A 12604-nucleotide genomic window follows, 5' to 3' on the forward strand; every position below is an offset into this window, starting at 1 on the left:
AAATGGAACGTAGAGATTTTATCAAAAATGGTGCATTTACGGCTGCTGGTTTAACCATCCTGCCAACCGGAAGTTTATTTGCATCATCAGACAGTGGAAAAGTAAGATTGGGCTATATCGGTGTAGGCGCACGTGGAATGAGCCATATCTCTGAAGGTGCTTTAAGAGACGATGTAGAAATCGTGGCAATTTGCGATACTCAGGAAAGCTCACTTAAAGTTTGCCGGGCTTTTATCGCTAAAAAAGGCAGGCCAGCCGCAACAGAATATACAGGTGGGGTAGATGCTTACAAAAAACTGATTGAACGTAAAGACATTGATGCCGTAATTATAGCAACCCCGTGGCAGTTTCACCGCGATCAGGCGGTTGATGCCATGAAAGCTGGTAAATATGTGGGCTGCGAAGTAATTGCAGGTTTAACCGTACAGGATCATTGGGATATTGTAAATACTTCTGAAAAAACCGGCATGCCTTACATGACTTTGGAGAATGTTTGTTACCGCAGAGATGTGATGGCAGCCCTGAATATGGTTAGACAAGGCCTCTTTGGAGAATTGGTACACCTGGAAGGTGGGTATCAGCATAATTTAAGAAACGTACTTTTTAACAACGGCAAAGATTATTATGGTGGTGGGGTAGAATACGGCCCAAAAGCTTTAAGCGAGGCACAATGGCGTACGCAGTTCAACATCGATCAGGATGGCGATCTGTATCCCACACACGGCGTAGGTCCGTTAATGCAATATGCCAATATTAACAGGGGGAACAGTTTTACCAGTCTGGTATCCTTCAGCTCTAAAGCCAGAGGATTGGCTGCTTATGTAGAAGAAATGTCGCCAGGCCATCCAAATGCCAAAATCAATTATAAAAACGGTGATGTAACCACAACGATGATCAACTGTGCAAATGGCGAAACCGTGTTGTTAAGTCATGATACACACTTGCCCCGCCCGTATTCTATCGGTTTCAGGGTGCAGGGTACAAAAGGCCTTTGGATGGACGTAAACAAATCGGTTTATATCGATCATAAATCTAAAAAGGACGATGTTTGGGATCCCGCAAAAGAGTGGTTTGATAAATATGATCACCCGCTTTGGAAAAAATACGAAGCAGAAGCAGTAGGCGCTGGTCACGGTGGTATGGACTGGTTTGTATTTAACGGCTTTATCCAGGCGGTAAAACAGAAAAAACAAACGCCGATTGATGTATATGATTCGGTTACCATGAGTGTAATTACACCGCTTTCTACCAAATCGTTAAAAGAAGGGAACATGCCACAAAAATTCCCTGATTTTACCAAAGGAAAATGGAAAGACCGTAAAAATACTTTCGCTTTAGACGATAGCGGCTTTTAGTCTCGGTTGCGGGTAGTGTGTACAAGCCTGCCCGCATATTTTAACACGCAACTTTATCCGGGGGCATCAATGTAGATTAACCTGGAACAATTTTCATCAAAAATATTAACATCTTATGTTTCAAGAAGTCTTAGGTGCTTATGGACTTAACGTAGAAAAATTTAAAATTGAACCTTTTGGCTCGGGTTTAATTAACCATACCTGGAAAGTTTATAGTGAAGAATTAGCCTATATTTTACAGGAAGTAAATACCGAGGTTTTTCGTCAGCCTCAAAATATTGCCCAAAATATCGAAACGATAAAGAAATATCTGGATCAAACCGCTCCCAAGTATTTATTTGTTGCGCCCATATCAACTACAGATGGAAATGATTTTGTAGTAATCGACGATCACTTTTACCGTGTTTTCCCTTTTGTTGAAAATTCTTGCTCAATTGATTTTGTGCACCATCCGGAGCAGGCTTATCACGCTGCAAAGCAGTTTGGTAAATTTACGAGGATGTTATGCGCTTTCAATGTAAAAAAGTTAAAACCCACCATCGAAGATTTTCATAACCTTCCATTGCGTGTAGAACAGTTTAAAACTGCGTTAGAGCAGGCAACCAAAGAAAGGATCAAAGAAGCAAAATTCGCGATAGACGAAATCATCAGGCATTACGATATCGAAGAGCAATACGGCCATATGGTTGATAGCGGCGCACTTAACCTGCGTGTGGTACACCACGATACCAAAATCAGCAATGTGCTTTTGCAGGTTGATACAGGTGTTGGCTTGTGCGTAATCGATCTGGATACGGTGATGCCGGGCTATTTTATAAGCGATGTAGGTGATATGATGCGTACTTATTTATCAGAAGCAAACGAAGAGGAAAAAGATTTTAGTAAAATAGCCATCAGGGAAGATGTGTTTGCAGCGATACATAAAGGATATATGGAAGAGATGGATCCGGTTTTAAATTTTACTGAAAAACAATTCTTCATTTATGCAGGTAAATTTATGATTTACATGCAGGCCGTAAGGTTTATAGCCGATTTTTTAAATGGAGATACTTACTATAAAACCAATTATGCCGGTCATAATTTGGTAAGGGGCTTAAACCAGATCGATTTATTAAATAAATACATTGAAAAACAATCCAGATTCGAAGAAATTATTAAAAAAATAAATCAGGATAGGGTAAGCGACCCTAAAACAATATTAAACTGATAAGGTAAAGGTAAGGTGTTCGGTTTTTATGCTTCATCGTTTGGGCTGGACATCCTTTTTTACCTTTATTAATTAGAAATATACATATATCTATAATCAACGGTCTGTTGAATTGAAATTTTTACTTTTACCATCGACAGATTTAAGTAGAAAAGTTGTTATTGCGAGGAGGAACAACGAAGCAATCTTTTAGCTTTTAATAATACAATAGAGATTGCTTCATCCAATGAAAAATTGGCTTTTAAGTGACAATTTATCGAGATAAATCATCACTTAAAAGCCTATCGTCACTTTTCTAAAGAAATTAACCCTTTGAATCGCTTTATTTTAACGAATAAAGCGCAAACGCTTGCCAGTTAAATATGGTAGGGCTATTATATGATAAATCATAAAAAATAGTAGCAAAGTAATTAAGCCCTTTGTTCTCTCCCAATGGGATCAAAATACTCCTCTTCATCATCAAATTCATGGGATTTATTAATTTTAAACACCCAATATTTCATTAGAGGATAGTTAAAACCATAAGAAACAACGCTGTCAATTAATAATCTGCCGATTTTGTAATCTACATTCAGGCTTTGATGCAATAAATAAGTTCCACCTGATTTTAAAGAAATACTTCCCAGAACTACCGTAAAAAAGCGGATCAGTTGCCCGCTCGCAGAACTGCAATAATCATCGGTGCTTTTGAAGGCCCAAAAACGGTTAATGCAAAAGTTAACAATTCCGCCAACAGTACCGGAAATTAAAATTGAAATGGTAAAATGGATATGAAGCCATTCGGTTAAGAGCACCATTAAACCATAATCGGTTACCCCACCAGAAAATGCAGATACCTGTGCCTTTAAAAAAAGCTTTACAGATGGCCAGTTGATCATGCTTTTTCCTCCCTGTCTTTAGCATCGCCGGCTTTTAAAAGTTTAAAGGTATCAATGGTGTTTAATATCATTAACAAAGCTACCATGGCCATAGCAAAATAGGTAATGCTGCCAGTAATTAATGTTTCGGCAATAAGAACAATCGAAATGATGATTCGCAGTTCAGTTGGCCCTAAGCGGCCCGAATCGATTTGGTAATGACCGGTTATCTTGTACCTCAACTGGCTGATAATCATCGACCAGCCATAAAGCACTACAAAAAGAAAGGCTAAAACCTGTGTGAGTCCTTCTGCATAAAAATAATATCCAAAACCAATGAGGATAATGCTGAGCCAATCCATAATAATATCGAGTGCAAAACCATACCATTTTCGAGGTGTTTCGCGGTAATATGCTAATCGGCCATCCAGCGAATCGCCAAGCCAATTGATGAAAAATCCTAAAATCCCCGTCAGTAAATAAGTCCGGCTGTAGAAATGAGCTAAAATAAATGCAGAAAACACAATTATAGATCCGAACATTCCGATACCCGTCATAATATTAGGAGATACCCACGCAGGTACTTTCTTCAATAAAAAAAGGATCAGGCTTTGCTCGCCCTTACGTAAAATATTGGTCCGTTCCCGATCTGCAAATACCCTTTTGCCTTTTGTATGGTTTTCGTTCTGTTTAATGTTATCCTCCAATTTATACCCCAACCAGTATTACGCTAAATAGTATCGCGGTTCCCGGCCGGTAAAATTTTAAACCGATTTTCTTCGGTATGCACTTATAAAAATCGCTTATCCGCTTTAGCTTTCCTGATCTGACCAGGTAACTGAATAATAGTACAAATAACATATATTTATTTTACAATCCCTGCAAAACGCTGGTAAAACACCGTCGGACTATTCTCATTTTTTGGTGCGTACTTACCTGCAATAATCGGGATGTAAATTACACGGCGCCTGCTTTCCTCACCACGTACAGCCGATTCTGCAACCCTGTGCCATAAACGGCCATCGTGTATGGTTAAATCCCCGGCTTCAGGCAAGATCGATACTTCATCAGCATCCGGTTTGTTATCCAAAAAGTATTTCTTGCGGAACAACATCTGGTATATACTTTGTTTGTGCGTGCCCGGAATAATCTTTAATCCGCCATTTTCGGGTTTTAAGGTACTTAAATGGATGCCAACATTCAACATTGGGTTCAATTTTGTGCCATAAAAAATATCCCTTAAACCATCGGTATGCCAGCCCATTTTGCTGAATTTGCTGTCTGGTCCGTTAATGTAGTGGTTAAATACCATACCGTCTTTTTCTTCTGTACCTAATCGCGCACCATCGCCAGCCAGCTGAAGCAGCGCATTAAAACGTGGATCTAACAATAAACCGCTCAAAGTTTGATGCTGTTGATTAAGAAAAGCGAAACGTTGTACAATCGGCGAGCCATCGAGGTCTTTTCCGTATTTAATAGGCACTCCGTTTATTTTTTTGATATCTTGTTCGATCCATTTTTTTTCCACCTCTTTAGAGGCATCAATGATGGAAGAAACCGTTGCTGGTTTAATGAAATTTTTGAAATGGATAAAACCATGGGTGTTAAAAAAATCAAGTTGTTGCCTGGTTAACTGATCGGATAGGGTAAAGGTTGGATACGATGTGGCCATTGTAAGTAAATTAAAGGTTTAGAAAAAGAAATAAATTGAATAGATAGAATTATGCGCAACAACAGCACATTCGCATGGGCGAGTGGTTCGGTACTGAAGGAAAATAAAACAGGTTTGTTTTATTCGACATTATCTATAGATTTAGTAGTATTTAATGCAAACGTAACATATTTTTAATATTCCAAAGAATTTTATTTAAAATTTTTTAAAATATTTTTTGAGGGCGGCTAGGTTATTGGTTCCTTAAGATTATCAAAGTAAAATTAATGTATTGGGGAAACGGTAAACTTTGACAATCTTACAGGTATTGGCTCCGGAAGATTGTCAAAGTAAATTTCATGATGACAAATCGTTTCTGGCAGATTGCAACGCTAAGAAATTATTTGGGTTATTTTTCTTCTAAACGGTAAACTTTGACAACCTTACAGGCATTATTCCCAAAAGATTGTCAAAGTAAACTTTAATGTTATTGGGAAGATCCTTCGACAACGCTCAGGATGACAAATCGCTTCTGGCAGATTGTAATTCCATGAAATCTATCTGGGTTTATTTTTCTTCTAAAAGGTAAACTTTAATAATCTTACAGGCATTATTCCCAAAAGATTGTCAAAGTAAACTTCAGGATGACAAATCGTTTCTGCAGATTGAAACGCTGAAACAGTAAACTTTGACAATCTTACAGGCATTGGTTCCGGAAGATTATCAAAGTAAAATTAATGTATTGGGAAGATCCTTCGACTACGCTCGGGATCACAAAATCATTTAGTGAGGTAGCAGTTGGTCATTACAAATGAATCATTGGTTATTAATTCCATCTTCCATCCCACATCTTCCATCTTATTTCGTCTTATAAATCCCTGCGGCCATTTTCTCGATAAATCCTTTTGGTAAAATTCTATTGGCATATACGCTGATGACATTCGTAAAACCTGGAATAATCTCTGATTTTTTGTTAAACATCCCTTTAATTGTAATTTCAGCTACTTCATCGGGCTGCATGTTAAATTTTTCTGCCATTTTGCTAAAGGCATCCAAACCTGCGCGACTGGCAAAGCCGGTATCAACCGGCCCGGGACTTAAGCAGCTTACCGAAACACCGGTGTCTTTAAGTTCGAAGCGCAATGCCCTTGTAAATGATAATACAAAGGCTTTAGTTGCCGAATAAATGGCCAGTGTAGGCACCGCCTGGTAAGCTGCAGTACTGGATACATTAAGGATATAAGCTTCTTTTTCTTTTGAAAGTATTGGAAGCAGTAAATGGCATAATGAAGTAACGGTATTCATATTTAACTGACACATTTCTAACTGAGCGGTCAAATCCAGCGCGGCAAACTTGCCCCATAAACCATAACCTGCATTGTTTATGAGGATGTAAACAGCGTAATTTTTTGCATTTACCCAATCTGTAACTTCCTTTGGCGACTGCGGCAAGCTGAGATCGATGGATAAAACATCTACTTCAACACCGTATTTTTTTTTAATGTCGTTTTGAAGACCATGTAGTTCATCTGCTGAACGGGCAACTAGCAGTAAGTTAATTTTTCTTTTCGCCAGTGCAACAGCCATCGATCTGCCGATACCTTTACTGGCACCGGTTACCATTGCATACTTAAGCTTCTTTATTTCCGACATCCTTTTTATTTAAACGGTTAGCACAAATATCAAATAAAATAGAAATTATGTCTCAATTATTTTAAAATGGCGAATGATTAATTCCCAGATAGGCATCTTTTTCTGATTATTATTTTTAACAAGTCTAAATAATGTTAGATTTGCCGAAATTTCCAGTTTCATGAAGCACATTTATATCAAACTTTTAGCCATAGTTCTTTTTATCCTATCGTCCGTTACCATCTTTGCACAAACAGAGAAAGGATCAATCAGTGGTAAAGTTGTCGATTCGCTGGGAAACAGCGTACCCTTTGCCAATATCCAGATCAGGAAGCAAAACCTTAAAACCACTTCAGATAAATCCGGAAATTTTAAGTTGGTTTCTGTACCGGCCGGAAATCAACAGGTTAGGGTTTCCATAACCGGATACGACCCTTTTGAGCAGAGCGTATTGGTGAATATAAATGATACAGCCAAAGTTATTTTCATTTTAAAAGAACAGAGCGAAGGACTTAACGACGTAATTGTTTCGGCAAGCAGAAGGCCTGAATCTTTATCGCAAACACCATCTTCGGTAACCGTGCTTACGGCAAAAGAATTAAATACACAATCTGCCATTAGTCCGAATTTGGCCAACATACTTTCTTACAGTGTACCTGGATTAGGTTTTTCTACCAATCAGACAGGTAACTCTGGTCAGACTTTGCGTGGAAGAAATGTTTTGGTATTAATTGATGGCATTCCGCAATCTACACCCTTAAGGGCAGGCGGCAGGGATATCCGCAGTATCGATCCTTCGGTAATTGAACGTGTAGAGGTAATTAAAGGTGCTACGGCTATTTATGGTAATGGAGCAGAAGGTGGTTTAATCAACTACATCACTAAAAAAGCCGATAAAGGCAAATCCTTCGGAGGTTATAGTCAGGCAGGGATTACGGGTAACTTAAAAGGCGACAGCACCATAGGTTATCGTTTTTCGCAACAGCTGTATGGCAAGGTGGATAAATTTGATTACCTGGTAAGTGGCATGTACGAAAAAACAGGTGTTTTCCGTGATGCTGAGGGTTTGGTAATTTCGCCTGAATATGGTTTGGGTGAAACGAAATCTTACAACGGTTTTGTAAAACTGGGTTATAACATTACCACCAGGCAGCGTTTACAGGTAATGTACAATTATTTCAGTTCAAGGCAGCACTCTAAATATATTACCAAAGATGGCGTTTATGGTCAATTGCCCGCAATTGGTGTTTACGGAACAAGATTGGGCGAAGATGAAGGGACAAGGTTTAACCATAATGCCAATTTACAATATACCAATCAGCAGATTTTTGGTAAAACTGATTTAACAGCCAATATATATTACCAGGATTTTTATACCATTTATTCAAATTCAGCATCATTTTTTGGTAGTGGCCAATCTGCTATTACTTCAACAAAGAAAGGTGCAAGGGTAAATTTAAATACACCATTTAACATTACCCAAAAGGTGCCCATGCAATTGAACTACGGTTTGGATTTAATGAACGATAAAACTGCACAAAGCTTAACTGATGGCCGTTTATGGGTGCCGGATATGAACATGGTTAATTTTGCACCTTATTTACAGGCTTCGGCAACTTTAATGAACGATTTAACCATTAAAGGCGGCTTAAGGATCGAGAACATCAATATCGATGTGGACGATTTTAACACCCTGGCCACTGGCGCCAACGGTGCCGGAAGCATTGCTGTACAAGGTGGTAAATTAAACTACAATGCCCTGGTGTTTAATGCAGGTGCGCGTTATTCTAAATTTAAATTCTTTAATCCTTTTGTTAGCTATGCACAATCATTTTCGGTATTTGAATTAGGCAGGGTTTTAAGGGCGGCAAAAAGCAATACTTTATCACAGTTAGAAACCAAGCCGATTATTGTAAACAATTATGAAGCTGGCTTTAGCAGCACAATTGGCAACTTAAATTTTAGCGCGGCCTATTATTACAGTACATCAAAACTGGGTGCCAACCTTTTAGAAGTGAATGGAACGTACATCTCTCAGCGTATTCCTGAGCGTGTATATGGATTTGAAATCCAGGCTGATTACCAGATTTTAAAAGAGCTGGGCATAGGAGGAAATTATGCACAGGTAGAAGGAAAAGGTGATGTGGATGATGATGGGAATTTTAATGGCGATAAAGATGTGTATTTAAATACAACGCGTATCCCGCCGTCTAAAACTACTGTTTATTTAAAATATACGGGCATTAAAAACCTGAGCCTGGATGTAAACTGGATGCGTGTTGGTAACCGCGATCGCTTTAAAACCAACGCTGCGGGTAAATATTTAATCGGAGAAGGTCCGGTTAAAGCTTTTAACCTGTTTAATGTTGCAGCTGCCTATCAGATTATACAACCTTTAAAACTGTCATTAGGGGTAGAAAATTTACTGAATAAGGTTTATTATCCTGCTATTTCTCAGTTTTATGGCAGCAATGTAAATTATGTGAGGGGCAACGGACGCAGGTTTAACCTATCGCTGGGCTATGCATTTTAGGCAATGAAAAATAAAAACTTTAAAAACGCCATCAGGAATATTCACCTCTGGTTAGGCCTGGCAAGTGGTTTGGTTGTTATCATCATCAGTATTACAGGTGCGCTTTACGTATTTGAAGAAGAAATAAGAGATCTAACCCAGAAAGATTTTCGTTATGTGGCAGTTCAGCAGAAGCCTTTCGTTGGTTTAGATCAGGTTATTTTAAGCTTTGAAAAACTTTCGCCAAAAGATCAGTTAAGGTTGATCCGAATTGAAAATGCTATACCGAATGCAACAGTAGAAATTACCACAAAAAAAGCTGCTGTTTATTATTTTAACCCTTACGACGCTTCTTTAGTAAAAAAAGGAAAAGAAGACTGGCTTCAGGTAGTTGAACACATCCATCTTTCATTATTGTTGGGGAAAACCGGAGAGTTTATCATGCAATGGTCGGTGGTTATTTTTGTGATCATGCTGATTACCGGGCTGGTGCTTTGGTTCCCCGGGCAAATGCGTTTATTAAAACAATCTTTAACGATTAAAAGGAAAGCATCATTTAAACGCCTCAATTACGACCTGCACAATGTACTTGGTTTTTATGCATCGATCGTGCTCTTAATAACCGCTTTAAGCGGTTTATATTTTGCCTTTAAAAGTGTAAAAAATACAGCGAGTTTTTTTACCGGCAGTAAACTGGGGCAGGGAAAAGCCACTGTTGCTGCTAAACCGGCGCAGATTGATTCGTTACCTGTACGTTACAATAAAATTTATACTGAAGCAAAAAATAAATATCCGGGGGCTATGGCAACCAATTTTTCTTTGCGGGGTAAAGGCGAACTGCGTTTAAGAATGATTTATCCTTACCGCTGGGCGAGAAATCAGAATACATTTTTTTACGAGGAAGCTACCGGAGCAATGCTCAGGGCTAAACTGTATAAAGATTTTAATGGCGCCGACTTAATCGAAGCGACCAATTACGACCTGCATACGGGCAGGCTTTTAGGGCTACCCAATAAAATAGTTTCTTTCCTGGCCGCGTTAATTGCCGCCAGTTTACCCGTCACCGGTTTTATCATCTGGTGGAAGAAAAGGAAGAAACCAGTTAAAAAAACGGCTACAACCGTTCAGCATAAGCTTTAAGCTGGTTCAGTCCAGATTGGCAGAACTCCTGCTGCATGCCCAAATCAAGATGTGTAACAGGCTCAAAGGTTTCGGTAAGGGTAACCGGTTGATCTCCTGTAAAAGTGATCAAACTTTTTCTGTTATCATCTAACGTATAGGCAATGCGTTTATGTTTGATTATTTCGGTATAAGTACCTTTAAAATTGAATTTTTCGCTGCCATCTTTTTTTGCCATTACATATAAAAAAAATCCTCCTTCAGTCAGGTTATTCTCAATTTTCTCATTGATCCATTCCTCAGATGGCGCATTCCAAACGGCAATATGTACCGGATCATTCCAAAGTTCCCAAACCACCTCAACCGGTTTGTTAATCTCTATACTGGCTGTTAAATTCTTTTCGTTGCTCATGTTCTGTTGATTATGTTATAAAATTAACCCTTATCAATCAAAATTCAGGCGGCTGTTGAAGACATAAAAAGGGTTATTCAGGCATATTTACTTTTTTTACTAAGATACATGCATGGTATAATAACATTCCTATGGGTTGTATCTGTAGTATTATTTTCATGATTTTTCGTTATGTAATGTCCTTAATCTATATTTTAGCAAGATATGCCTTGATCGGCTTATTTAAAGGAAAATTATCTTAAACTGTTAACTTGTTGGCAGTATAATTGTTAAGAAATGGAATCTTGTGTTTGTCTTCACAAGGTTACCATCAACGATAGTCGGAAATGTCTGAAATACGAAATTATGATGCAGAATTCTGCGGAAATTTGCCCATACACCACATCAACTCCATTCAGGACTACGGGTACCTGCTGGTGCTTGATAATAAAACGCTGAATATTATTCAGGTCAGCGAAAACCTGAGTACCATAACGGATGAGGCACCTGCGCAGATGATGAACAAACATTTATCATCTTTTTTTAGCCGCGCTGATGTAGAAAATATCACTAAACTCATTGCCGGTGATGCCAAAGACAGGATTCCTTTGAACCTCCTGTTTGAGAAAGAGGGCAAACAGCTGTCTTTTGATGGTTTGATCCACATTAAAAATGATTATTCACTGCTCGAAATAGAAACGGCATCAAAAGAAGGAAGGAAAAGCTTTTCGGATGTTTTTCAGGAAGTAAGGCAGTTTATTTCGGCAATGGAAAGCGGCTCTACCCTGGAAGAAGTTTGCAATGTGGCCATTAAACAATTACGTAAAGTTTCTGGCTTTGATGGAGTAAGGATGTACCAGTTCGATGCCAACTGGAACGGAACTGTTATTGCTGAAGATATTTCAGGAGCACTGGAAAGTTATCTCGGCCAAACCTTTCCGGCTTCTGATGTGCCTAAACAGGCAAGGGCACTTTACCTTAAAAATCCCTTCAGGCTTATTTCTAATAGGGCTTATCAGCCTGTTCGCTTATATCCGGTAATTAATCCGTTAACGAACGCGTTTATCGATCTGTCTGACTGTAATTTACGGGGCGTGGCTTCGGTACATCTGGAGTACATGCAGAATATGAATGTAAGTGCATCTATGTCGATCAGGGTGTTGCGTGAGGGTAAGCTATGGGGGTTAATTTCCTGCCACCACATCGAACCAAATTATCCGAATGTAGATATGCGCTATATTTTCGAATGGCTTTCGGTAGAAATATCAAACAGGATTGCAGCCATTTTAGATCAGGAAGATTACAATCAATCGGCCTCTAGATTGGAAAAACGGACCGCCATTACTGATTTTATTTATGGTAAAGATGATATTATCGAAGGATTGCTGGATGACGAAAACCTAAACATTCTTTCTTTGTTTAATGCTGGTGGAGTGGTGGTAAAGATTGGAAACCGAATAGAATACCGGGGTGATATTCCTGATAAAAGTGAAATTTATAACCTGATGCTCTGGCTTGAAGGCAAGGGGATTGAAAAGATTTTTTCGAGCAGCCACCTGGGCGAATTATATGAAGAAGCCAGGGCTTACGAAAAAACAGGAAGTGGCATCTTGGTTATTCCTGTTGATGGCAGGAGCGGCGATTATGTCATCTGTTTCCGTCCGGAGGTAATACGGCAGATAAAATGGGGCGGAGACCCGGAGCAGGTCATCAATTTTGACAAAGACGGTAAAAACTATCACCCGCGTAACTCGTTTAAACTTTGGTTACAAACCGTTTATGGTCAATCATTGCACTGGGTCCAAAATGAACTGGAAATCGCCGAATCATTGAGGAATTTTATATTTGAATTTAGAACAAAGCAACTTTATAATTAACCT

General features: G+C 38.8%; 10 protein-coding genes. 5 read left to right on the forward strand and 5 right to left on the reverse strand.

What is annotated here, in order from left to right:
- Nucleotides 1-2: 2 nt before the first annotated feature.
- On the forward strand, nucleotides 3-1355 hold the full coding sequence (locus tag ACTJKC_RS16160; protein ID WP_440793496.1) for a Gfo/Idh/MocA family protein: 1353 nt from the start codon (nucleotides 3-5) through the stop codon (nucleotides 1353-1355).
- A gap of 115 nt (nucleotides 1356-1470) precedes the next feature.
- Nucleotides 1471-2562, forward strand: coding sequence for a phosphotransferase enzyme family protein (locus ACTJKC_RS16165; RefSeq protein ID WP_440793498.1), 1092 nt, complete (start codon nucleotides 1471-1473; stop codon nucleotides 2560-2562).
- A gap of 410 nt (nucleotides 2563-2972) precedes the next feature.
- On the opposite strand, the gene ACTJKC_RS16170 is transcribed toward ACTJKC_RS16165, so the two are convergent.
- The 4 genes from ACTJKC_RS16170 to ACTJKC_RS16185 form a co-directional block, all read right to left on the reverse strand.
- On the reverse strand, nucleotides 2973-3440 hold the full coding sequence (locus ACTJKC_RS16170) for a GtrA family protein (RefSeq protein ID WP_440793500.1): 468 nt from the start codon (nucleotides 3438-3440) through the stop codon (nucleotides 2973-2975).
- Complete coding sequence (locus ACTJKC_RS16175) at nucleotides 3437-4126, reverse strand: CDP-alcohol phosphatidyltransferase family protein (protein ID WP_344853612.1); 690 nt, start codon at nucleotides 4124-4126, stop codon at nucleotides 3437-3439. The genes ACTJKC_RS16170 and ACTJKC_RS16175 overlap by 4 nt, the downstream gene beginning before the upstream one ends.
- A 158-nt stretch (nucleotides 4127-4284) precedes the next feature.
- Nucleotides 4285-5091, reverse strand: coding sequence for a phytanoyl-CoA dioxygenase family protein (locus tag ACTJKC_RS16180; protein ID WP_440793503.1), 807 nt, complete (start codon nucleotides 5089-5091; stop codon nucleotides 4285-4287).
- 837 nt (nucleotides 5092-5928) lie between these two features.
- Complete coding sequence (locus tag ACTJKC_RS16185; RefSeq protein WP_440793505.1) at nucleotides 5929-6723, reverse strand: SDR family NAD(P)-dependent oxidoreductase; 795 nt, start codon at nucleotides 6721-6723, stop codon at nucleotides 5929-5931.
- A gap of 160 nt (nucleotides 6724-6883) precedes the next feature.
- On the opposite strand from ACTJKC_RS16185, the gene ACTJKC_RS16190 reads away from it, so the two are divergent.
- On the forward strand, nucleotides 6884-9235 hold the full coding sequence (locus ACTJKC_RS16190; protein WP_440793508.1) for a TonB-dependent receptor: 2352 nt from the start codon (nucleotides 6884-6886) through the stop codon (nucleotides 9233-9235).
- Between the two features lie 3 nt (nucleotides 9236-9238).
- Entirely contained in the window at nucleotides 9239-10354 is a 1116-nt protein-coding gene (locus ACTJKC_RS16195) for a PepSY-associated TM helix domain-containing protein (RefSeq protein ID WP_440793510.1), read from the forward strand.
- On the opposite strand, the gene ACTJKC_RS16200 is transcribed toward ACTJKC_RS16195, so the two are convergent.
- Nucleotides 10329-10745: an SRPBCC domain-containing protein gene (locus ACTJKC_RS16200; RefSeq protein ID WP_440793512.1), complete on the reverse strand. Its 417-nt coding sequence runs from the start codon at nucleotides 10743-10745 to the stop codon at nucleotides 10329-10331. The genes ACTJKC_RS16195 and ACTJKC_RS16200 overlap by 26 nt on opposite strands.
- 326 nt (nucleotides 10746-11071) lie before the next feature.
- On the opposite strand from ACTJKC_RS16200, the gene ACTJKC_RS16205 reads away from it, so the two are divergent.
- Nucleotides 11072-12601, forward strand: a complete 1530-nt coding sequence (locus tag ACTJKC_RS16205; RefSeq protein WP_440793513.1) for a GAF domain-containing protein — start codon at nucleotides 11072-11074, stop codon at nucleotides 12599-12601.
- Nucleotides 12602-12604 lie beyond the last annotated feature (3 nt).

It is taken from the genome of Pedobacter sp. 22226, from assembly GCF_052045455.1.
Taxonomy (GTDB): Bacteria; Bacteroidota; Bacteroidia; order Sphingobacteriales; family Sphingobacteriaceae; genus Pedobacter; species Pedobacter jeongneungensis.

What these genes read in the sequence shown, in the direction of transcription:
- ACTJKC_RS16160 (WP_440793496.1), top strand. Translation starts at nt 3, where the DNA reads ATGGAACGTAGAGATTTTATCAAAAATGGTGCATTTACGGCTGCTGGT.
- ACTJKC_RS16165 (WP_440793498.1), top strand. Translation starts at nt 1,471, where the DNA reads ATGTTTCAAGAAGTCTTAGGTGCTTATGGACTTAACGTAGAAAAATTT.
- ACTJKC_RS16170 (WP_440793500.1), bottom strand. Translation starts at nt 3,440, where the DNA reads ATGATCAACTGGCCATCTGTAAAGCTTTTTTTAAAGGCACAGGTATCT.
- ACTJKC_RS16180 (WP_440793503.1), bottom strand. Translation starts at nt 5,091, where the DNA reads ATGGCCACATCGTATCCAACCTTTACCCTATCCGATCAGTTAACCAGG.
- ACTJKC_RS16185 (WP_440793505.1), bottom strand. Translation starts at nt 6,723, where the DNA reads ATGTCGGAAATAAAGAAGCTTAAGTATGCAATGGTAACCGGTGCCAGT.
- ACTJKC_RS16190 (WP_440793508.1), top strand. Translation starts at nt 6,884, where the DNA reads ATGAAGCACATTTATATCAAACTTTTAGCCATAGTTCTTTTTATCCTA.
- ACTJKC_RS16195 (WP_440793510.1), top strand. Translation starts at nt 9,239, where the DNA reads ATGAAAAATAAAAACTTTAAAAACGCCATCAGGAATATTCACCTCTGG.
- ACTJKC_RS16200 (WP_440793512.1), bottom strand. Translation starts at nt 10,745, where the DNA reads ATGAGCAACGAAAAGAATTTAACAGCCAGTATAGAGATTAACAAACCG.
- ACTJKC_RS16205 (WP_440793513.1), top strand. Translation starts at nt 11,072, where the DNA reads ATGTCTGAAATACGAAATTATGATGCAGAATTCTGCGGAAATTTGCCC.